The following is a 21480-nucleotide window of genomic DNA, read 5'->3' as shown; positions in this document are numbered from 1 at the left end:
TCGATGTCAAGCTCCGCGCACCAGACCCGCCGGGTGATCATCGCCGCCCTCGTCGGCACGTCCCTGGAGTGGTACGACTTCTTCCTCTACACCACGGCCGCGACGCTGGTCTTCGGCAAGCTGTTCTTCCCGTCGCTCGACCCGCTCAACGCGACGCTGGCGGCCCTGACCACCAACGCCGTCGCGTTCGTCGCCAGGCCGCTCGGCGGCGTGGTGTTCGGGCACTTCGGCGACCGGGCCGGCCGCAAGACCGTGCTGGTCGTGACGCTGCTGCTGATGGGCCTGTCGACGTTCCTCATCGGCGTGCTCCCCGGCTACGCGAGCGTGGGGGTGGCCGCGCCCGTCCTGCTGGCCGTGCTCCGCTTCGTCCAGGGCTTCGGGCTCGGCGGCGAGTGGGGCGGCGCGGTGATCATGTCGCTGGAGCACGGCGACAGCAGGCGGCGCGGCTTCAACGCGAGCTGGCCGCAGGTCGGCGTACCCGCCGGGCACGTGCTGGCCACCGGCCTGCTCGCGATCCTGTCCTTCGCCCTGCCGGACGTGGCCTTCCAGGCGTGGGGATGGCGGGTGCCGTTCCTGCTGTCGGGCGTGCTGGTGCTCGTCGGGCTGTGGGTGCGGACGCGGGTCGCCGAGTCGCCGCTGTTCTCCCGCGTCGAGAAGCACGGCGCCACGGCCAGGATGCCGCTGGTCGAGGTGCTGCGCACGCATCCGCGGGCGCTGCTGTCGGCGTTCACCGCGCGCATCGGGGTGGACGTGGCCTTCTACACCTTCACCGCGTACATCATCGTCTACCTCACCGGGCAGCTGAAGCTGGACCGGTCGGTGGCGCTGTACGCGGTGCTGATCGGCTCGGTGCTGCAGCTCGGCCTGATCCCGCTGTTCGGCGCGCTGTCGGACCGGCTGGGCCGGCGGCCGGTCTACTTCGCGGGCGTGCTGGCGGCGGCCGGGTGGGTGTTCGCGTTCTTCCCGCTGCTGGACACGAAGTCGTTCCCGCTGATCGTGCTGGCGGCGGTGGTCGCGCTGGCCGCCCACGCCGCCATGTACGGCCCGCAGGCCGCCTTCATCGCCGAGCTGTTCAGCACCCGCCTGCGCTACAGCGGCGCGTCCATGGGCTACCAGGTGGCCGGGATCGTCGGCGGCGCGCTGGCCCCGATCATCGCGCTCAAGCTCTTCGACCTGTACGGCACCACGCTCGCCGTGTCCCTGTACGTGGTTGTCGCGCTGGCCGTCACCGCCGTAGGTTTGGCCATCGCCCCGGAAACCCGCGACCTGGACATCGCCGCCGGCGAGAGCGGCACCGCCAGGAGGCTGCCCGGCCAGGTGGGTCCCTTCGCCTGAGTGCGGGGGAAGGCGGGAACGCCGCGAAGGCGTGGGCGGCGGCTGCCACCGCCGCCCACGCGCGCCGCTAGAAGGACTTCTGGGACGGCTCAGACGGCGGTCTCGGGCTCGGTGACCCGCGGGCGCCTGCGCCAGTCGCCCTTGAACGCCGCCATCGAGGCCAGGAACACGACCTGCCCGGCCAGCGCCACGGCGAGCCAGGCGCCCCAGCCGCCCGCGGAGACCACCATGGGCGAGACGACCAGCAGCGCCACGATCATGACGCGGACGACCATGCCCCAGATGCCCAGCGCCGAGCCCTGCAGGCGCGACTCGACGTCCTCGGCGTTCTCGGAGAAGTTGGCCATCCACGGCACGTACGCGACGCCCATGAACAGGAACAGCAGCGCGTAGACGGCGGTTACGTGCCCCGGGGAGATGCCGGGGCCGACCATGCTGATGAAGTAGGCCAGGGTGAGGACGGTCAGCGCGGTGCCGGCGGCCGTGAACGGCTTGCGCAGCCGCAGCCGGTCGGAGACCCGGCCGACGACGACCACGGCCACCGCGTTGAGCACGATGCCGAGCGCCACCACCCGGTTGGCCCCCGCGGGCTCCAGGCCGAACGCCTCCACCAGGATCGTCTGCCCGAAGATCGCGAACGTCCAGTAGAGCACCTGCCAGCCGGTGTTGCCCAGGACGTGTGCCCACAGGTGGGGATGGCGGAACAGCTCGCGCACCCGTCCGGCGTCGATCTTCTCCTCCGCCGCGACGGCCTCCTCGGCGTCGAGCACCTGGGCCCGCAGCGCCGCCGACGGCTCGGCGATCTTCCAGACGATGACCGCGCACATGGCCAGCGAGACGACGCCCATGATGATCGCCTGCGACTGCCAGGCGTTGTCGAACAGCGGCAGCGTGAACCCGGCGATGAACGAGGCCAGGAAGGACGCCCCGACCGGCCCCCACGTCCAGAACGCGAACGCCTGGGCGCGGCCGAGCCGCGGAGAGAAGTCGCGGACGAGGGAGGCGGTGATGGTGATCCCGGCACCCTCGATGAACAACATCAGGCAGCGCACCCAGAACAGGCCGGCCACGGTGTCCACGGTGGCGAGCAGGAAGTTGCAGGCGGCCGTGACGGTGAGGGTGGGCACCAGGAGCGTGACCCGTCCCCAGCGGTCGGACAGGATGCCGCCGACGCCCGCCGACAGGCCGCCGATCAGCACCGATCCCGCGGCGAGCAGGCCGTAGACCGTGAGCGACATGCCCAGGTCCTTCATCAGCAGCGGCAGGATCGTGGCGAGCGTGGTCTCGAAGTTGGCCACCAGGCTCGCCAGCACGGCTATCGCCAGCAGGAAGATCCGCCGGCGACCGACCGGGTACACGCTCAGCTCGCGGACATAGAACGGCTTCATTCCCATCCTCCGGGGACGGTGTGTGACGGTCGCTCTAGAACGCGTTTCTAGTGGCCTCAGAGTTGCCCTTCTCAGGGGGGTTCGTCAACGGCGGCGGCGGTCACGATGTGATCTCGATCACAGCATTCCCGTTGTGACGGAATCGCTCCCGATTCACAGAACAACCAGCCGCGAATAGGCATAAACTGCGCGCCTGTGAGCCTGCCTGTACGTGAACGTTCCCCCCGGCCCGGCGGCGGCCGGCACCGCCGCCCCGTGCCCACGTCCCTGCCGCCGGACGCGCCCATGCTCGTGCTGGCCACCCCCGGCGGCACCGGCGGCGTGGCCGAAGAGATCGCGGCCGTGGTGCGGGTCGACAACCCGCAGATCGAGGTGCGGCTGACCGCCGTCGCCGACCTGGCAGACGCGCTGCCCGCGGGCCGCGACGCCGTCGTGGTGCCCCTGCTCACCTGGGACGACCCGGTCGTCATGGCCGAGATCGGCAAGGCCATCGCGGCCGCCGGCTCCGGCGCGGTCGCCACCGAGGCGCTCGGCCCCCACCCGCTGCTCGCCGAGGCCCTGCACATCAGGCTGGCCGAGCGCGGCCTGGCCAGGGCCGACCGGGTGCGCCTGCTCAACGTCTCCAGCCCCGTCGACGCCGTCATCCTGGGCACGGTGGGCGGCGAGCGCGCGGTGCACGCCGTCCAGGCCACGGCCGTGCTGCTGGCCTCCAGGCTCACGCTGCCGGTCGTCGCCGCCTCGCTGGACAGCGAGCCCGGCGTGGACGTCGCCGCCCAGCGCCTGCGCGCCGCCGGGGCCGAGCGGCTGGCCATCGCGCCCTGCCTGATCGGTCACGAGGCCCCGGGGGAGCTCGTCGAGCGCGCCGCCGCCGCCGTCGAGGCCGGTCACGCCGAGCCGCTCGGGGCGCACAGCGCCGTCGCCGAACTTGTCGCGCGGGCTTACGGCAGTCAGCTGGCGACTTGACACCCTTGTAAAGATCGCTACAGTCGCGTTACCTTCTGCGCATGCGGCGCGTGATGGTCATCGGCGAGCGAATCGGACTTCGTGACCTCACCGACGCCGACGTCGTCCCGCTGCACTCCGTCTACGGCGATCCGGCGGCCACGCAGCACATGCCGTTCGCGCCGCGCAGCGTGCAGGAGGTCGCCGCCCTGGTCGGCCAGGCCATGGAGGCGGCCGCCGCCGAGCCGCGCCGCCTCTACGTGCTGGCGGTCGTGGACGCCGACCGGCGGCACGTGATCGGCGTGGCCCGCCTGAAGATCGACCCCGACCTGCCCCACAGCGCCGAGATCGGCTTCGGCCTCCATCCCGACCAGTGGGGCCGCGGCATCGGCACCGACCTGGTACGCCTGCTGCTGTCGTTCGGCTTCAAGCAGCTCGGGCTGCACCGCGTCTGGGGCGCGAGGTCGCCGGCCAACCTGCCCGCCCAGCTCGCCATGCTGACGGCCGGGATGGTCGAGGAGGGACGGATCCGGCACCACGTCCACACCCCGCACGGGTGGCGCGACTCCATCGTGCACGCGGCGATCCAGGACGAATGGACCGCGCGCTAGCGGCGACGAGCGGCCCGGGGGTGGACGGTGAGTGGCCCGTGCGGCGAACGGGGAGTGGCCCGGGCGGTGGACGGTGAGTGGCGCGCCGCGGAATTGTCGGTGGCAGGTCCTACGATGAGCCTCCTCACGGAGGGATAGCCGCATGCCTGACTCGCTGATCGTGCCCCTGTTCGTCACCACCGACCTCCCGCCGCACGCGGACCTGGCCGAGTTCGGTGAGCTGCTGGCCCGCACGGCGCGGGTGCTCGGCCCGGGCGGCTCCGAGGCGGTCCTGTCCGGCAAGGTGTTCTGGCTCGACCGGCCGGTGCTGCCGGCGCAGCGGCCCGCCGCCGACGACGAGCTGCGCTTCGCCGGGATGCTCGGTCACCTCGTCACGTCCGGGCCCGGCGTCCGCGAGGTGGTGGCCGGCGTGCGGCGGGCGATCGGCGCGGCGGTGACCGAGCGCTACGGCGACGTGGGCGCGGCGCCCGCCGTGTTCGCGATCCGCGACCGCGACGTGCGCGAGCGCACCCCCGACTCGGCCCTCCCGCTCGACAGCCGGCGGGCCGCCGAGCTGGTCGGCGCGGCCCGGTGAGGACACCCCCGCGCGGGGTAGTCCAGAGGCATGCTCTATGGCAAGGAACACGTGCAGCGCTATCAGGCCACCGACGGCGCGGAGGGGCACGACTGGAACAACACCACCGTCCTCCTCCTGACCACCAAGGGGCGTAACTCCGGCAGGCCGTACACCACGCCGCTGATCTACCAGCGGTTCGGCGACGACTTCCTCGTGGTCGCCTCCAAGGGCGGCGACCCCGAAGATCCCCAGTGGTACAAGAACCTGCTGGCCCATCCCGACGTCGAGGTGCAGGTCAAGGGCGACAGGTTCAAGGCGCGCGCCCGCACCGCCTCGGAGGAGGAGAAGCCCGAGATGTGGCGGACGATGACCCGCACCTGGCCCCAGTACGACGAATACCAGGAGAAGACCGACCGCCAGATCCCGGTGGTCGTGCTCGAACGCACCACGTAGGCATCGGCCCCCGGTGGTCGCGCTCGAACGCACCACGTAGGCGTCAGGCCGCCACAAGGGCCTCGTCGGCCTCGGGGAGCCAGGAGCCCGGCGGGCGGCGCAGCCAGTGGCGGGCCCGTCCGAGTTCGGCGACGGCGGCCAGGAGCGCGGCGAGGCCCGGGTGCCGCAGGCCCTTGGGATGCACCAGGTTCTGCAGGCCGAGCGGCACGGGCTCGGCCAGCGGCCGGTTCACCGCGCCCGGGATCCCGCCGATCCCCACGCTGGACAGCACGGGCTCGCGATGCCGGCGCAGGTAGTGCCCCATCTCCGCGGCCCCCTCGGGCGCGGCGTGCGGCCGGGCCAGCCGCAGCCCGAACGCCTCGGCCAGCCGCTCCCCCAGGTCGCTCCACTCCCGCGTGCCGGCGTTCCCTGCCATGACGTCCAGCGGGAAGGCGGCCAGCGCGGCGAGCGGCACGGCGTCCAGTTCCGCCAGCGGGTGGTCCGCCGGCAGGAGCACGGCCAGGGGCTGCAGGCGCACCGGGACCTGGGCCAGCCGGGCGCGCACGTCCGCGGGCAGCCCGGCGAAGCGCCCGAACGACACGTCGAGCCGTCCGTCCAGCATCGCGGCCGCGCCCGCGGCCAGGCCGCCGTGGAAACGGGCCAGCATCTCGGTCCCGGGGGCCAGTTCCCGGGCTCTGACCAGCGGCTCGGGCAGGTCGGGGCCCTGCATGGTGACGTCCACGAGCAGGGGGCGATCGGCGCCGAGCACGTCGGCGACGACCTCGTCGTGCAGCGCCAGCAGCCGTCGCGCCCCGGGCAGCAGCCGGGCGCCGGCGGGGGTCAGCTCCACCCGGCGGGTGGACCGGACGAACAGCGGCATCCCGAGCCGGGTCTCCAGCGTGCGCACGTCCCGGCTGAGCGCCTGCTGGGCCAGGAAGAGCCGGGCGGCGGCGCGCCCGAAGTGCAGCTCCTCGGCGACGGCGACGAAGACGCGCAGCAGCCGGGGGTGCAGATCCACGACGCCACATTAACCACAAAAGCGCGTCAATCGCGATATTTCGGTGTTGGACCGGGCGCAGGCGTCACCGCGACGCTGGGCACCATGATCCGCCGTCTTCTGACCCGTCTCCTCCGCCCCGCGCCGCCCGCTCCGGCCCAGGTCCGCGCGCTGTTCGGGCTGCCACGGCCGCCCGGCACGTGCGGTTGCCTGCTCGACCTCCCGCACGACCCGTCGGCCCATCCGGCGGGCCCCTGAGCCCGGCACGGAACGCGGGGGCACGTCCCGTTCGTTGGCCGGGCATGGCTGACATCCCCTACGACCGCAAAGAGCAGTTCAAGCAGATCGAGAGCGGCCTGCTCCCCGGCGAGCAGATCATCGCCGTCTACGACGCGATCGGGGCGGGCACCGGGTTCCTGGGGCTCACGGACCGGCGGGTGATCGTGCAGGACAAGTCGTTCGTGGGCAAGCGGATCGCGATCACCAGCATCCCCTACGCCAAGATCTCGGCGGTGAGCGTCGTGAGCAACAAGTCGCTGGCCGGCGGGTTCTTCTCCTCGGGCGCCATCGCCATCCACGTCGGCACGCACACCTACGAGGTGGACTTCCGCGGCGACAACAAGGCCCACCACGTGCACAACGTCATCCTCCACTACATTTCGCAGGGCTGATCGGCGTCACGCGTGGTCTCCTGGGCAGGGTGAGCGTATTCTGCCGATGATCACGAAGGGGGCGAGGTGCGGCGTTCCGTACGTGCCCGCGTGGCCGGTCTCGGCGTGCTGCTGGCGCTCCCGGCCTGCGCCGGGCCTCCCGGGCGGGACGTCCCGTCCGCTCCGGCGGTGAGCCTCACGGTCCAGGCCCGCTGCCCCCGGCCCGGCGGCGACGACCTGCGCGCCGAGCCCGTACGGTCGCCGTGGCGGACGGTCCCGGCGGGCGACGGGCACGGCACGCTCGACCGGCTCGCGGTCGCCCCCGACGGGGCGGTGTGGGCGGTGCGTTCCGTGCAGCGCGAGACGTCCGCCGGGATGGAGACGACGTCCGGCGGGCTGAGCCGGTGGGACGGCGCGCGCTGGCGCACGTACGCGCTGCCGTCCCGGATGACGGTCGCCGCGGTCGGGGCGGTCTCGGGCGAGCGGGCGTGGGCCTTCGGGACCGGCGACGACGAACGTCCCGGCCTGGTCGCCGGCGTCGCGGACGGCGCCGTGAGCGCCTCCACGCCGCTCAAGGAGCGCGCCTCGGCCATCGGCCTGCACGGCACCGCGGCGAGCGGCCCGTGGGCCGTGTCCGGGCGCGACGCGCTGCGCTGGGACGGCTCGGCCTGGCGCGCGTACCGGCTGCCCGCCCCGGCGCGGGCCCTCGGCGGCGAGGGCGCGGACGTGTGGACGGTCGGCCGGACCGCGCACGATCCCGCCGCCCGCTGGAACGGCGTCGCGTGGCAGGCGGTGCACCTGCCCGAGCCGGGCGCGCCCGAAGGCGCGCGGCCGGCCCGGACAGAGCTCGGCGACGTGGCCGTGCTCGGGCCGGACGACGTGTGGGTGGTCGGCGGGGTGTCCTGGTTCCCGCCCGACGAGTACGACGAGCAGGGCGAGCCCCTGGAACGCCGCCGCCCGCTGGCGCTGCACTGGGACGGGTCGGCCTGGCGGTGCCGCTGGGGCCCGGAGGGCGCGGCCTTCACCGAGGCCGAGCCCGACGGCCGGGCGGGCCTGTGGGTGCTCGACTCGACCCGCTCCCGGCTGCACCACTACGCGGCCGGCCGCTGGACGACGACGACCGTGCGCGGCACGGTCACCGCCCTGGCCCGCCGCCCCGGCACGACCGAGGTGTACGCGGCGGGCTGGACCGGCCCCGAGGGCGACCTGACCAGGCCCGCCCTCTGGCTCAGCCGCTGACCCGCCGCCACCCCTACATGCAGGTGAAGCCGTTGGGGGCCGCCCGGCAGAAGTCGCGCAGGTCGCGCAGCCAGGAGGCGGTGGCCGAGTAGTTGAGCGCCAGGTCGTCGCGGTGGAGGCGGTGGTCGTCGGGCTCCTCGGTCACCTCGCCGTCGAGCCGGACCCGCCCGTGCTCGGGCAGGCCGCCCAGGTAGTCGTCGAGGAAGGCCGCGATACGGCTCGCGTCGGCTCCGGTGAGCTCTATGCAGCCGTTGAAGCCGAGCAGGCACGCGGTCTCGGGGTCGAGGACCCGCGCCTCCTCCAGCAGGGCCAGGGTCGGACGCCAGTTCCAGGCGTTGACGCTCAGGCGTCCGCCCTCGGGGGTCTCCAGATCCCAGCTCAATACGTTCAGTCCCGGCGCAGCGAGGCGTAGAGGTCGAGGGTGCGCCGGGCGATGCGCTCCCAGGAGAACTGCTCGACGGCCCTGGCCCGCCCGGCGCGGCCCATCTCGGCCGCGCGAGCCGGGTCGGCCAGCAGCGCGTTGACCCGCTCGGCCAGGTCGGCGGCGAACGCCTCGGGGTCGTGCGGGGTGCCGTCGGGGCCCTGGTCGATCGGCACCAGCAGGCCCGTCTCGCCGTCGGCGACGACCTCGGGGATGCCGCCGGTCGCGGTGGCCACCACCGGCGTCTCGCAGGCCATGGCCTCCAGGTTGACGATGCCCATCGGCTCGTAGACCGACGGGCAGACGAAGACCGAGGCGTGCGTGAGGAGCTGGATGACCTCCGGCTTGGGCAGCATCTCCGAGATCCACAGCACGCCGTCGCGGTCGAGGCCGCGCACCAGCCCGGTCACCTCGGCGGCGATCTCCGGCGTGTCCGGCGCGCCCGCGCACAGGACGAGCTGGGCCGCCGGGTCGAAGGAGCGAGCGGCGTGCAGGAGGTGCACCAGGCCCTTCTGCCGGGTGATGCGGCCGACGAAGATCACGTAGGGCCGGTCGGGGTCGACGCCGTGCTTCTTCAGCACGTCGAGGCCGGGGTCGGGGGCGTACTGGGCGGTGTCGATGCCGTTGTGGATGACGGTGACCCGGCCGGGCGGGATCTCGGGGTAGGCGGCCAGCACGTCGCGGCGCATGCCCTCGCTGACCGCGATCACCGCGTCGGCGGCGGCCAGGGCGGTGCGCTCGGCCCACGACGAGACCGTGTAGCCGCCGCCCAGCTGCTCGGCCTTCCACGGGCGCAGCGGCTCCAGGCTGTGGGTGGTGACGACGTGCGGCACGCCGTGGAGCATCTTGGCGACATGCCCGGCGAAGTTGGCGTACCAGGTATGGGAGTGGACGACGTCCGCGCCCTCGCAGGCGGCGGCCATCTCCAGGTCGACGCCGAGCACCTGGAGGGCGGCGTTGGCCCGCTCCAGGCCGCCGGGCACCCGGTAGGCCGACACGCCGGGCTCCTCGCGATCGGCCCCGAAGCAGCGCACCCGGACGTCGGCCAGCTTGCGCAGCTCCCTGGCCAGGTACTCCATGTGCACCCCGGCGCCGCCGTAGACGTCCGGCGGGTACTCCCTGCTGAGCAGATCAACACGCATGCCCCCGACCTTACGACGCGCCGGGCCCGGCGCCCTCCAGCGAGCGGCATGTTTTGCGCCGACCATCAACTCCGGCACCGCACTTGTGAACCGTCGCAAGCATAGGGAACACATCGATACAGCCCAATGTCGGTAAGTCCGGCCCCTGCTCAACGCGGATAAGTCAGGACACGGCGGCACAGCCCGGTGCGCGGTTTCGTCGATAGATCGGCCATTTACGGGTAGCGTCCTGGACATGAGGTCCCGGAGGGTGCTTGCGGTTGTGCTGGCAGGTGGAGAGGGCAAGAGGCTCATGCCGCTCACGGCGGATCGGGCCAAACCGGCGGTGCCGTTCGGGGGGATGTATCGGCTGATCGACTTCGTGCTGTCGAACCTCGCGAACGGCGGCTTCCTGAAGATCGTGGTGTTGACCCAGTACAAGAACCACAGCCTCGACAGGCACGTCTCCCGTACCTGGCGGCTGTCGGCGATGCTGGGCAACTACGTGACGCCCGTGCCCGCCCAGCAGCGGCTCGGGCCGCGCTGGTTCTCCGGTTCCGCGGACGCGCTGTTCCAGAACCTGAACCTGATCTACGACGAGATGCCCGAGCACGTGATCGTGTTCGGCGCCGACCACATCTACCGCATGGATCCGCGGCAGATGGTCGAGCAGCACGAGGACTCGGGCGCGGACGTGACGGTGGCGGCGATCCGCCAGCCGCTGTCGCTGGCCGACCAGTTCGGCGTGATCGAGACCGATCCCGAGGGCCGCCGCATCGTGGCCTTCAGGGAGAAGCCGAAGGACGCCGTGGGCCTGGCCGACTCCCCCGACGAGGTCTACGCCTCGATGGGCAACTACGTCTTCAAGACCCAGGCCATGATCGACGCGCTGCGCGAGGACGCGCTCGACCCGACCAGCAAGCACGACCTCGGCGGCAACATCATCCCGATGCTGGTCAAGTCCGGCGGCGCGGACGTCTACGACTTCAAGAACAACATCGTGCCCGGCTCCAGCGAGCGCGACCGCGGCTACTGGCGCGACGTGGGGACCCTCGACGCCTACTACGAGGCCCACATGGACCTCATCTCCGCCCACCCGATCTTCAACCTGTACAACGACAAGTGGCCGATCTTCACCGGGCACGACCCGCTGCCCCCGGCCAAGTTCGTGCACAACGACGGCGACCGGGTGGGCCGGGCGATCGATTCGCTGGTCTCCCCCGGCGTGATCGTCTCGGGCGGCATGGCGATGCGCTCGATCCTGTCGCCGAAGGTCGTGCTCCACTCGCACTCGCTGGTGGAGGACTCCGTGCTGATGGAGAACGTCAAGGTGGGCCGGGGCGCGATCGTGCGCAAGGCGATCATCGACAAGAACGTGGTGATCCCCGACGGCGCGCGCATCGGCTTCGACCTCGACTACGACCGCACCCGCTTCGCGCTGACCCGCGGCGGGGTCGTGGTCATCGGCAAGAACGAGATCGTCGACCGTTAGGGGCCGGGCGGGCCGGTCCCCCGCCCGGGGCCGGCCGCGTGCCGGGCGGCGGCGGCCAGGATCGGCTCCGGCGGCACGCGAGTGTGCTCATCGCGCGGGCGGGCGGTCCGGGGCTCAGCCGGACGGCAGCGGGGGGTGCGGGAACGACCGGGCGCCGCGGGCGCCCGGCAACGCAGGATCCCGGGCCACGCGCGGCGCGGCCCGGGCTCAGGTGATGCGACCTCAGATGCCGACGCCGGCGCCCAGGCCGCCGTACGCCCAGGCGCCGGGCCAGTAGCCGCGGCCGCCCCAGTAACCCCAGTTGTAACCGTCGTAGGGACGCCCGTAGTCCTTGCGGTGCTCGCAGGCTTCGGCGTCACGGTGTCCGGCGGACACGCCCCACGGCGTGATGCGGAGCGCGGTCGAGTCGTCGGACGTGCTCAGGTCGCACTTCTCGTGGTGGACGTTGGCGCTGGCCGTGCCCGCCATGCCGAACAGCGCGGCGACGGCGAAGCCGCCGGCCACGATGAGGTTGGCTTTCATGGTTCCCCCTGGATCACGAAGTGACATCGCTGATCACTGTATGTAATCGCCTTCGTACCGCCGTGTAACGCCACGCCAGGAAAGGACTCGGCGCTTTCCGGTGCCACCCCGGCGAAGTCCGGCCTTCTCCGGCCACTCCGGAAACCCCGCCACGCCACCAGAAGTCCGGCCTTCCCCGGCCACTCCGGAAGCGCTGCCGCGCCTCTGGAACGCCGGTCGGCGGGCCGGGACGCGTAGTCTGCTCCGGGCGCCCGTCCGTTCACGGCGGGGTCGCCGTGAACCGTCCGGAGAGGACCTCATGCCGCCCACACCGCCCGGCCCCTTCACCGGCCGTTCCGTCACCGACCTGGCCCGTGACCTGCGCGCCGGCCGGACCACCGCCGCCGAGCTGGCCCGGCTGGCGCTCGACGCGGCCGTCACCCTGGATCCCGCGCTCGGCGCCTTCGTCACCGTGGACCCGGTGGGCGCGGCGGCCGCCGCCCGGCGGGCGGACCAGGAGCTGGCCGCGGGCGCCGACCGCGGCCCGCTGCACGGCGTGCCGGTCGCCGTGAAGGACCTCATCGACGTCGCGGGGCTGCCCTGCACGATGGGGTCGCGGCACTTCGCCGGCCACGTCGCCGAGTCCGACGCCGCCTGCGTGACGCTGCTGCGCCAGGCCGGGGCGGTGATCGTCGGCAAGACCACGACGCACGAGTTCGCGTACGGCCCCACCGGCGACCGCTCGGCCAACGGTCCCTCGCGCAACCCGCGCGACCCCGCGCGCATGTCCGGCGGGTCGAGCGGCGGCAGCGCGGCGGCCGTGGCGGCGGGCATGGTGCCCCTCGCGATCGGCACCGACACGGGCGGGTCGGTGCGCATCCCGGCCGCTCTGTGCGGGATCGCCGGGTTCAAGCCCGCCTACGACGCGATCCCGGCCGCCGGGGTGTTCCCCTTGTCCCGGACGTTCGACCACGTCGGCGTGCTGGCCGCCGGCCCGCTGGACTGCCTGATCGCCTATCGGCAGCTCGCGACCGGCGGGCCGCCGCCCGCCCGGGACAGCGCCGGTGAGGCGGCGGCGGTGCGGGTGGGGTGGCTGGACCCCGCCGTCCTGTCGCCCTGTGATCCGCGTGTCGTGGCGGTCGTGCGGGCGGCGGCGGGCGCGGGGCTGAAGGAGGTCCGGCTGCCCGGGGAGCTGGCCGAGGAGCTGCGGGAGACGTACGCGACGGTGCAGGGCGCGGAGGCGTCCGCCGTGCACGCCGACCGGATGGCCAGGGCGCCCGAGCTGTTCGACCCCGAGGTGCTCGACCGGCTGCGCGCGGCCATGGACCTGCCCGCCTGGGCCTACGTCAAGGCCCTGGACGAGCGGCCCGCGCTGGCCGCCGCGGCGGAGTCGCTGTTCGACGAGCACGACGTGCTGGCGCTGCCGGCCGTGCCGCTCGTCGCGCCGCCGCTGGAGCAGCGCCAGACCGAGCTGGACGGGCGGGCCGTCGCCGTCCGGGCCGCGCTGCTGGCCCTGACCAGCCCGTGGAACGTGCTCGGCCTGCCCGCGCTGAGCGTGCCGGCCGGCTCGGTGGACGGCCTGCCGGTCGGGCTGCAGCTCGTCTGCCGGCCCGGCCGGGAGGAGCTGCTGTTCCGGGTGGCCTGCCCACCGGGCGGCTGAGGAAAGGTGGGCCCCGGGCCGGCCCGGCGCAGGCCGGACCCGGGGGCGGGGGCTCGTGTCCGGCCGGGGGGCGCCATTCCCGTCGGCCAGGCCGAAGCCCACGGCCCTTTTCTTTCAGGGCCGTACGTCCGAGTGGCAGGATTCGAACCTGCGGTGCTCCTGCTCCCAAGGCAGGCGGGCTGACCGAACTGCCCCACACTCGGTCCTGACAATCAACGAAGCCGCCCCGGCGGAGGCCCGGGACGGCTTTCCTGGTCGATTCTCCGTGGAATCACCGGGAAAGCCTTGGCCGCAGCTCAGGCCGGTTGCCGGACGGCCTGGAGGGTCGAGGTCCGCACATGGCCGCCGCCTTTCTCGTCGTTCTCCGTGAATGTCGTTCCGGAACGAGATCAACGGTAGGCCGGGGGTCGCCGGAAATGCCACGCATTTATCGCCGGTCGCGGTCCCGGTCGTTGGTCCAGGCCACCCCGGCGCGCGTTTCAGGGGCCTCGACGCGAAACCGGGGAAGGGCGTCCGGATAGTTGTCGCGGACGAAATTGACGAGGAATTCGCGGACGTCGCACTTCAGGTCCCAGGAGGACGGCGAGTCGGCGGCGCTCATCAGGGCGCGCAGCTCGACCAGGCCGTTGGGCAGCACGTCGGTGACCTGGAGCGTCCAGTCCTTCTGGTCCCACAGCGGGTTGCCCTGGAGGAACTCGTACAGGGCGTCGCGCAGTTTGGGCACCGGCACCGCCCAGTCGACCCGCAGGAACACCACGGCGAGCACCCGGCTGCCGTGCCTGGTCCAGTTCTCGAACGGGTTCTGGGTGAAGTAGGAGACGGGCAGCACCAGCCGCCGCTCGTCCCACAGGCGCAGCACCACGTACGTGAGCGTGAGCTCCTCGATCCTGCCCCACTCCTCCTCCACCACGACCACGTCGTCCAGCCGCAGCGCGTCGCTGAAGGCCAGTTGCAGCCCGGCCAGCATGTTGCCGATGGTCGGCTGGGCCGCGATGCCGACGATGGCGCCGGCGATGCCGGCCGAGGCCAGCAGCCCGGCGCCGAGCGCCCGCACCTGCGGGAAGGAGAACAGCATGGCGCCGAGCGCGATGACGATGATGACCGCGGCGGCGATGCGGCGCACCAGCGCGATCTGCGTCCTGATCCGCCGCGCCCGGCGGTTGCGCTCGCCCTCGACCAGCACCAGCCGGTCGAGCACGACGTCCGTCAGCGCGTACGTCGCCTGGATGATCAGCCAGGTCACCGTGCCGATGGTGGCCAGGCCGATGACCCGGTCCACCGACTGGGCCAGGCCGCGCTCGTCGGCCGTGTCGCCGAAGATGCCGGGGGCGAAGACCAGGTTGCAGGCCACCGTGGCGGCCACGCAGAACGCCGGCCACGTGCAGTGCTCGACCAGGTGGCGGGCCAGGGCCCATTTTCGTCCGACCCGGATCAGCACCCGGCGGACCACCTCCACCAGGAGCACCGCTCCGACCACCGAGATGACGAGGATCGGCCAGGCTGCCGGCGACTGCACGCTTCGCGCCCCCTATGTCGTAGAACGTCGCTTCAAGGTCACATTGCCCTCAAGCGCCACTCCATACGCACGGACACGCCGTTTCTGCTAGTGGCCGTTGCCGCAACTGCCCCAGCACGTCGTGGCTCTGGTGCTGGCCAGCAGCCCGAGATCGCGCAGCACGGCCTGGGTGCGCTCGACCTCGGAGGTCAGCCAGAGCCGGAAGTCGTCCCCGCTGAGCGGGATCGAGATCCACCCCGCCTTCCGGCACGCCCGCCGCCACGAGGCCGAGGAGGTCACCTCGTCGCACATGCGCACGGCCGACTCCCTGCCGTCCTCCGGCATGTTCTCGGGCCCGACGGCCGCGGCCCAGTCCGCGAAGTCCACCCGTACGCCGGACTCCAGCAGGGTCGGCACGTCGAGCCCCGGCACCCGGCGGGCGCAGGAGACGGCCAGGGCCCTGACCCGGCCGCCGTCGATGGCCGCGCGCCAGTCGCCGAGCAGGCCCGCCGCGGCCGCCGCCTTGCCGCCGAGCAGCGCCGAGACGGCCTCGTGGCTGCTGGGGTAGCCGGTGTAGTCCATCTGCCTGGTGTCGGCGCCGAGCCCCTTGGCGATCAGGCCGAACAGCAGGTGGTCGGGCTCGCCCTGCGGCCCGCCGGCCAGCATCGTCCCGCTCGGGTCGGCCCGCAGGTGGGCGCCGAAGTCGTCGAAGTCGGCGAACCGGGAGTTGCCGGGCACGACGACGACCTCGACGTCGCCGGTGAGCCTGGACAGCGGGGTCGAGGTGTCGAGCAGCGTCTGCCCGTTGTTCAGCTCGGAGGCCGCCAGCGCGGGCAGGCCGGTCACGGTGATCCGCGTGCCGGTGGGAGACGCGCCGACGCCCGAGGCGCGCGCGGCGGCGGCGAACGCCTCGCCGACCCGGGCCCAGCGGTCGCCGCCTGCGACGATCGAGAACCGCCCCCTCGCGCCGGCGGGGCCGCCGACGACGTGTTCCGTCCCGCATCCGGCCGCGCACGCCGCCGCGCCCAGGGTCCATGCCAAGAACCGCCGACGACGCATCCGCCCTCCCCCGACCTTCGCGAGTACCGCTATTACCTAAAGTTATTGACAGTTCACTCGCTGTTACACATCGGGATACGGTTAACCGAAATTTCGGCGTATGCCGGAGTCAGTCCTGCTTCGTGGCCACCCCGGCCATCAGGGACGACGGCAGCGACCAGTCCCCCACCAGCTTGGGCCGGTCCGGCCGCCAGTCCACGGCCTGCACCAGGCCGGGCGGGTCGAGCGCGAAGCCGCCGAAGAACGCGCGGATCTCGGCCGGGCTGCGGTCCGCCCCGCCCGAGCCGGACGAGCCGCGGCGGCCCCCGCGCGGGTTCTCCTGGTCCGACAGGCGTCCCATCGAGGTGGCGTGCGAGATCACCAGACGGCTGCCGGGCGCGACCGCCTCGCGCAGCGCCGCCACCGCGCCCTGCGGATCGGCCGCGTCGGGCAGGAAGTGCAGGATCGACACCAGCACGATCGCGACCGGCCGCGACAGGTCCAGGAACCGGCCCGCGCGGGCCAGCACCTCCTCGTGGTCGAGCAGGTCGGCCTCCAGGAAGGCGGCCCTGTCCGCCCCGGCGAGCAGGGCCCTGGCGTGCGCGGCGACGACCGGGTCGTCGTCGACGTAGACGACCCTGGCCGCCGGCGCGACCTCGTGCACGCTGCCCTGCGTCGGCAGCCCGCTGCCCAGGTCGATGAACTGGGTGATCCCCGCGGCGGCGACGTAGCGCACGGCACGCTGGAGGAAGGCCCGGTTCGCGCGGGCCAGCGGGACCGCCTCCGGGACCAGCTCGGCGAGCTGGTCGATCGCCAGGCGGTCGACCGCGAAGTTGTCCGTCCCGCCGAGCATGTAGTCGTACATGCGTGCGAGATTCGGAGTGTGGGGGTCGAACTGCCGCACAGTAATGAATTTATGTGGTACGCAGCCGGATAACACTACCCTGCGAGGATTGTGGCTGAATTTATTCCACAGTCACGCTCTTGGCGAGATTGCGAGGCTTGTCCACGTCCCTCCCGAGGGCAACCGCCGCGTGGTAGGCCAGTAGCTGGAGCGGGATCGTCAGCAGCATCGGGTCGAGCTCGATCTCGTTCTTCGGGATCACGATCACGTCGTCGGCCAGCTTGGCGTCGGGCTCGCGGTGGCCGACCATGAGCACCTGGCCGCCGCGGGCGCGGATCTCGCCGAGCGTGGTGAGGTTCTTGTCGAGCAGCTCGTCGTCGGGGACGATCGCGACCGTCGGCATGTCCGGGCCGATCAGCGCGAGCGGGCCGTGCTTGAGCTCGCTGGCCGGGTACGCCTCGGCGTGCACGTACGAGATCTCCTTGAGCTTCTGCGCGCCCTCGCGGGCCACCGGGTAGCCCCTGACCCGGCCGACGAACATCATGCTCGGGTGCTTGGCGTACTTCTGCGCCAGTTCGGCGATCTTGTCGCCCTGGGCGAGGATCTCCTCGATCTGGCCGGGCAGCCGGCGCAGGCCCTCCACGATGCGCCGCCCGTCGGCCGGCGACAGGTCGCGCACCCGGCCCAGGTGCAGCGCGAGCAGCGCGAAGGCGACCGAGGTCGAGGTGAACGCCTTGGTCGAGGCGACCGAGACCTCGGGCCCGGCGTGCAGGTAGATGCCGCCGTCGACCTCGCGGGCGATGGCGCTGCCCACGGCGTTGACGATGCCGATCACCCGGCCGCCCTTGCGCTTGAGCTCCTGGACGGCGGCCAGCGTGTCGTAGGTCTCGCCCGACTGGCTGATCGCGACGTAGAGGGTGTCGGGGTCGACGACGGGGTTGCGGTAGCGGAACTCGCTGGCCGGCTCGGCGTCGGCCGGGATGCGCGCCAGCTCCTCGATGAGCTGCGCGCCGATCTGCCCGGAGTAGTACGCCGACCCGCAGCCGATGATCTTCACCCGGCGGAACGAGCGCGTCTCACGGGCGTCCATGTTCAGGCCGCCGAGGTGGGCGACGTGGAAGCGCTCGTCGAGGCGGCCGCTCATCGTGCGGGTCATCGTCTCGGGCTGCTCGGAGATCTCCTTGAGCAGGTAGTGCTCGTAGCCGCCGGTGTCGTAGTGGCCGGCGTCCCAGTCGACGGTCAGCGGCTCCTTGGCGGTCTCGCGGGCGTCGCTGGCGAAGGTGTGGAAACCGTCGGCCTTGAGCACGGCCAGCTCGCCGTCCTCCAGGTGCACGACCTGGCGGGTGTAGCGGACCAGGGCGGCGACGTCGGAGGCGGCGAACATCTCCTTCTCGCCGATGCCGAGCACGATCGGGCTGCCGTTGCGCGCCACGACCACCTCGCCCGGCCGCTCGGCGTCGATCACCGCGATGCCGTACGTGCCGACGATGTTCTTGAGCGTCTTCCTGACCGCCTCCTCCAGGGAGTCGTTCTCCTCGGCGGCGCGGGCGATCAGGTGGGCCAGGACCTCGGTGTCGGTCTCGGACAGGAACTGGACGCCGTCGGCCTCCAGCTTGGCGCGCAGCTCGCCGGCGTTCTCGATGATGCCGTTGTGCACGACGGCGATGCGCTGGTCGGCCGACAGGTGCGGGTGGGCGTTCTCGTCGCTGGGCACGCCGTGGGTGGCCCAGCGGGTGTGGCCGATGCCGTGGTTGCCCTTGAACCGCACCGGCACGACCTTGGCCAGGTCGGCGACCCGGCCCTTGACCTTGCGTACCTTGAGCCCCTTGTTCGACACCACGACCCCGGCGGAGTCGTAGCCCCGGTACTCAAGCCGCTGCAGCCCTTCCAACAGGATGGGCGCCGCGTCCTTGGGGCCCACGTAGGCCACGATTCCGCACATCGAGGTCTCCTCTTATCCGTAGACGATCCTGCGGAGCTGCCGCAGCGACAGCTCTGGTGCCGCTACCCGGCGTGCGGGTAACTCGGCGGCGATCCGAGGGAAGATCTCGTCGTTGGTCAGGCCGCGGGCCTTGAGCTCGCCGTGACGGCGGCGTACGAACTCCTCGACCGGCTCGGAGAAGTACGACAGCACGTCGGCGACCACGCGGGCCGCCTCTCCTGGGCCGAGCGCGCTCGTCCGGGTGAGATGGGCGATGAGGTCTTCGTAGGGATGCCGCGCCGTGGACACAGACGAGGACATTACGCATCTGGAGCGAGACACGCCAACATCCTGCCCGGAATCGGGCAGGATTTAACTCCATAGCGCTATCACTTCTCTCCTGCGGGTCGTCGAGAGGCTGGCGCGGCGGATCCCGCGGTGCTCATCCGTCACATTCGACCCGTCTGACACATCCCTTTCTGGGAATGGTTACGGACAGTGATCGAGTAGTGCCGTTCCGTGGGGAGATGTCATGCAGCTTCGGCTTGCCGCCGTCCTGGCCACCAGCTTGTCCGCCGGTGTGTGCGCCGTCGTCGGCGGCCCGGCCGTCCCGGCCGCGCCCGCCGTCACGGGCGGCACGGGGGTCCGGGAGCAGGGGCGGCAGGCCGACTTCGCGGCCGCCGCGGCGGAGTTCGGGGTGCCGGTGAGCGTGCTGCTCGGGGTGTCGTACCTGGAGTCGCGGTGGGACGCCAACGGCGGCCGTCCCAGCACGGCGGGCGGGTACGGCCCGATGCACCTGGTGGACGTCGTGCCCGCCGGGCAGGCGGGCCCGGCCGCGGAGGGGTTCGCGCCGGGCGACGCCAGGGGCGACGACAGCCGCCCACTGCCCCGGTCGGCGACGCGGCCGGTCCGCCAGCCGGTCTCCCGGTCACCCCAGTCGGCCTCCCGATCGGCCTCGCAGTCGGCCTCACAGTCAGGCTCCCGGTCGGGCTCGCGGTCGGCTTCGCAGTCGTCGGGGGCGCGGTTGATGGCGGGGGCCGGCACGTCGGCTGCCGCGGTGCCGGACGCGGTGCCGGACGCGGTGCCGGACGCGACGCTCGCGCTGGCCGGGCGGCTGGCCGGGGTCGCGCCGCGGGCGCTGCGCGCCGACCCGCGCGCCAACATCAGGGGCGGCGCCGCCCTGCTCGCCTCCTACCAGCGCCACCCCAGCCCCGACCCGGCCGACTGGTACGCGGCCGTCGCCCGCTACTCGGGCGCCCGCGACCCGCTCGCCGCGCGGTCGTTCGCCGACGAGGTGTTCGCGGTGCTGCGCGAGGGCGTCGCACGGCGCACGGACGACGGCTTCGACGTGCGGCTGGACGCCGTGCCCGGCCTGCGCCCGCCCGCGGCCCCGGCGAAGAGCGCGACCGGCGACGACAGCGCGACCGGCGACGACTCCGACGAGGACGACGACCCGTTCTTCTTCTCCGACATGGAGCCCGAGGGCGACGACGACTCGGAGTCGGCCGACGAGTCCGACTGGGACGTGCCCGCGCAGGACGAGCTGCCCCTGACCGCCGCCGACTCCTCCGCCGGTTCGTCCGCCGAGTGCCCGAGCAGCCTCAGGTGCGAGTGGATGCCGGCCGCGTACGAGAGGTACGGCAGGAAGAAGGACCGCGGCTACGGCAACCACGACCGGGTCGAGGGCCGCCGCCAGATCGACTACATCGTCATCCACGACACCGAGGGCGGCTACCAGGGCATCCCGTCGATGATCGGCAATCCGAAGTACGTGAGCTGGCACTACACGATCCGCTCCCGGGACGGGCACGTCGCCCAGCACGTCCCGACGAAGGACATCGCCTGGCACGCCGGCAACTGGGACTTCAACGCCCGCTCGATCGGCATCGAGCACGAGGGCTACCTGGCCAGGGGCTCCTGGTACACCGAGGCGATGTACCGCTCGTCGGCCCGGCTGGTGCGCTACCTCGCCGGCCGGTACGGCATCCCGCTCGACCGCGCCCACATCCTCGGCCACGACAACGTGCCGGGCGCCACGGCGCAGGCGGTCGCCGGCATGCACGAGGACCCCGGCCCCTACTGGGACTGGGCCCACTACTTCGAGCTGATGAACCACCCGTTCAAGGGCGACGGGACGGGCTCGTCGGTGATCATCCGGCCGTCCTACGACGACAACCGGCCGTACTACACCGGCTGCGCCAGCACCAAGCCCGGCCGCCGGTGCCCGGAGCACGGCGCGGCCAGCGTGTGGCTGCACACCCGGCCGAGCGAGAGCGCCCCGCTGGTCACCGACGCCGGCAAGCACCCCGGCAAGCCGAGCACGTACAGCGTGTACGACCACGGCGCCCGCGCCTCGACCGGGCAGCGGTTCGCGGTGGCCGGACGGCAGGGCGACTGGACGGCGATCTGGTACCTGGGGCAGCGGGCCTGGTTCCTCAACCCGGCCGCCGCCCCCACGGCCGTCCCGGCGAAGGGCCCGCTGGTCACGCCGCTGGCCGCGGGCACCAAGGTGTACGGCCGCGCCTACCCGGAGCGGTCGGCGTACCACGGCGGCGGGGTGCAGCCGCTGACGCCGCTGCAGTACCGGATCGGGCCGGGGCAGTCGTACTCGCTGGGCGGCACGGTCACCGGCTCCTTCTACTCGGCCGGCGCCTTCAACCCGGCCAGGCACGTGCGGGTCACGGGGTCCGTCCGGTACCACCAGATCCAGCTCGGGCATCGTGTCATGTTCGTCCAGGCCAAGGATGTGCGCGTCATCCGCTGAATTTCGCCGCACGGGGCTCGGGCTGCGCACGGGCACTCCGCGAAGACGATATGGTTTTCCCGTGGCCCCGCGA

21 protein-coding genes and 1 tRNA gene are annotated in these 21480 nt (G+C 72.6%); 11 read left to right on the top strand and 11 right to left on the bottom strand.

Translation table 11 applies throughout. The features are described 5' to 3' along the window. Positions 1-3 precede the first annotated feature (3 nt). Entirely contained in the window at positions 4-1335 is a 1332-nt protein-coding gene (locus tag AB0C33_RS09710; protein WP_358285456.1) for an MFS transporter, read from the top strand. 89 nt (positions 1336-1424) lie between these two features. Here the strand turns inward: AB0C33_RS09710 and AB0C33_RS09705 are convergent, their stop codons facing one another. Then, positions 1425-2723, bottom strand: coding sequence for an MFS transporter (locus tag AB0C33_RS09705; RefSeq protein WP_358285454.1), 1299 nt, complete (start codon positions 2721-2723; stop codon positions 1425-1427). A gap of 195 nt (positions 2724-2918) precedes the next feature. Between AB0C33_RS09705 and AB0C33_RS09700 the strand changes: the two genes are divergently transcribed. The 4 genes from AB0C33_RS09700 to AB0C33_RS09685 all read left to right on the top strand — a co-directional run bounded on the left by AB0C33_RS09700 (position 2919) and on the right by AB0C33_RS09685 (position 5285). After that, positions 2919-3686 carry a hypothetical protein gene (locus AB0C33_RS09700; RefSeq protein WP_358285452.1) on the top strand — a complete coding sequence of 256 codons (768 nt, stop codon included), beginning with the start codon at positions 2919-2921 and terminating at the stop codon, positions 3684-3686. Positions 3687-3727: 41 nt separating this feature from the next. Further along, entirely contained in the window at positions 3728-4276 is a 549-nt protein-coding gene (locus tag AB0C33_RS09695; protein WP_358285451.1) for a GNAT family protein, read from the top strand. Positions 4277-4418: 142 nt separating this feature from the next. After that, complete coding sequence (locus AB0C33_RS09690) at positions 4419-4850, top strand: hypothetical protein (RefSeq protein WP_358285450.1); 432 nt, start codon at positions 4419-4421, stop codon at positions 4848-4850. A 30-nt stretch (positions 4851-4880) separates the two neighbouring features. Continuing rightward, positions 4881-5285 carry a nitroreductase family deazaflavin-dependent oxidoreductase gene (locus AB0C33_RS09685; RefSeq protein ID WP_358285448.1) on the top strand — a complete coding sequence of 135 codons (405 nt, stop codon included), beginning with the start codon at positions 4881-4883 and terminating at the stop codon, positions 5283-5285. A 43-nt stretch (positions 5286-5328) separates the two neighbouring features. Here AB0C33_RS09685 and AB0C33_RS09680 read toward each other — a convergent pair whose 3' ends face one another. After that, entirely contained in the window at positions 5329-6282 is a 954-nt protein-coding gene (locus tag AB0C33_RS09680; RefSeq protein ID WP_358285446.1) for a LysR family transcriptional regulator, read from the bottom strand. Between the two features lie 84 nt (positions 6283-6366). Here AB0C33_RS09680 and AB0C33_RS09675 point away from each other — a divergent pair, with 84 nt between their 5' ends. The 3 genes from AB0C33_RS09675 (at position 6367) to AB0C33_RS09665 (ending at position 8150) form a co-directional block, all read left to right on the top strand. Further along, positions 6367-6519: a hypothetical protein gene (locus AB0C33_RS09675; protein ID WP_352361139.1), complete on the top strand. Its 153-nt coding sequence runs from the start codon at positions 6367-6369 to the stop codon at positions 6517-6519. Between the two features lie 44 nt (positions 6520-6563). Further along, complete coding sequence (locus AB0C33_RS09670) at positions 6564-6932, top strand: PH domain-containing protein (protein ID WP_352361137.1); 369 nt, start codon at positions 6564-6566, stop codon at positions 6930-6932. Between the two features lie 66 nt (positions 6933-6998). Then, entirely contained in the window at positions 6999-8150 is a 1152-nt protein-coding gene (locus AB0C33_RS09665; RefSeq protein WP_358285444.1) for a hypothetical protein, read from the top strand. A gap of 13 nt (positions 8151-8163) precedes the next feature. Here AB0C33_RS09665 and AB0C33_RS09660 read toward each other — a convergent pair whose 3' ends face one another. Together AB0C33_RS09660 and glgA are read right to left on the bottom strand one after the other, a co-directional pair. Then, complete coding sequence (locus AB0C33_RS09660; protein ID WP_358285442.1) at positions 8164-8532, bottom strand: hypothetical protein; 369 nt, start codon at positions 8530-8532, stop codon at positions 8164-8166. A gap of 5 nt (positions 8533-8537) precedes the next feature. Then, complete coding sequence (gene glgA / locus AB0C33_RS09655; RefSeq protein ID WP_358285440.1) at positions 8538-9713, bottom strand: glycogen synthase; 1176 nt, start codon at positions 9711-9713, stop codon at positions 8538-8540. Between the two features lie 235 nt (positions 9714-9948). On the opposite strand from glgA, the gene glgC reads away from it, so the two are divergent. Further along, positions 9949-11184, top strand: coding sequence for a glucose-1-phosphate adenylyltransferase (gene glgC, locus AB0C33_RS09650; RefSeq protein WP_352329862.1), 1236 nt, complete (start codon positions 9949-9951; stop codon positions 11182-11184). A gap of 222 nt (positions 11185-11406) precedes the next feature. On the opposite strand, the gene AB0C33_RS09645 is transcribed toward glgC, so the two are convergent. Further along, the gene (locus AB0C33_RS09645; RefSeq protein WP_358285438.1) at positions 11407-11706 is read right to left on the bottom strand and encodes a hypothetical protein; all 300 of its coding nucleotides are present in this window, start codon (positions 11704-11706) and stop codon (positions 11407-11409) included. Positions 11707-12004: 298 nt separating this feature from the next. Between AB0C33_RS09645 and AB0C33_RS09640 the strand changes: the two genes are divergently transcribed. Beyond that, a complete protein-coding gene (locus tag AB0C33_RS09640) occupies positions 12005-13345 on the top strand; it encodes an amidase (RefSeq protein WP_358285436.1) in 1341 nt (446 codons plus the stop codon). A 127-nt stretch (positions 13346-13472) separates the two neighbouring features. Here the strand turns inward: AB0C33_RS09640 and AB0C33_RS09635 are convergent. The 6 genes from AB0C33_RS09635 to AB0C33_RS09610 form a co-directional block, all read right to left on the bottom strand. Then, a tRNA-Pro gene (locus tag AB0C33_RS09635) sits at positions 13473-13548 on the bottom strand. 224 nt (positions 13549-13772) lie between these two features. Beyond that, positions 13773-14861 carry a mechanosensitive ion channel domain-containing protein gene (locus AB0C33_RS09630; RefSeq protein WP_352361127.1) on the bottom strand — a complete coding sequence of 363 codons (1089 nt, stop codon included), beginning with the start codon at positions 14859-14861 and terminating at the stop codon, positions 13773-13775. An 87-nt stretch (positions 14862-14948) separates the two neighbouring features. Continuing rightward, positions 14949-15899 carry a tripartite tricarboxylate transporter substrate-binding protein gene (locus AB0C33_RS09625; protein WP_358285432.1) on the bottom strand — a complete coding sequence of 317 codons (951 nt, stop codon included), beginning with the start codon at positions 15897-15899 and terminating at the stop codon, positions 14949-14951. A 109-nt stretch (positions 15900-16008) separates the two neighbouring features. Next, positions 16009-16782: an SAM-dependent methyltransferase gene (locus tag AB0C33_RS09620; RefSeq protein WP_358285430.1), complete on the bottom strand. Its 774-nt coding sequence runs from the start codon at positions 16780-16782 to the stop codon at positions 16009-16011. Between the two features lie 61 nt (positions 16783-16843). Beyond that, positions 16844-18664, bottom strand: coding sequence for a glutamine--fructose-6-phosphate transaminase (isomerizing) (gene glmS / locus AB0C33_RS09615; RefSeq protein WP_358285427.1), 1821 nt, complete (start codon positions 18662-18664; stop codon positions 16844-16846). A gap of 12 nt (positions 18665-18676) precedes the next feature. Next, a complete protein-coding gene (locus AB0C33_RS09610) occupies positions 18677-18964 on the bottom strand; it encodes a hypothetical protein (RefSeq protein ID WP_358285425.1) in 288 nt (95 codons plus the stop codon). A 211-nt stretch (positions 18965-19175) separates the two neighbouring features. On the opposite strand from AB0C33_RS09610, the gene AB0C33_RS09605 reads away from it, so the two are divergent. After that, on the top strand, positions 19176-21407 hold the full coding sequence (locus AB0C33_RS09605; protein WP_358285423.1) for an N-acetylmuramoyl-L-alanine amidase: 2232 nt from the start codon (positions 19176-19178) through the stop codon (positions 21405-21407). The last annotated feature ends 73 nt before the right edge of the window (positions 21408-21480 follow it).

The sequence above is a fragment of the Nonomuraea sp. NPDC048881 genome, assembly GCF_040649795.1.
Taxonomy (GTDB): domain Bacteria; phylum Actinomycetota; class Actinomycetes; order Streptosporangiales; family Streptosporangiaceae; genus Nonomuraea.
Note: the sequence above shows the minus strand (reverse complement) of the source record. Positions and strands in the feature narration are given on the sequence as shown.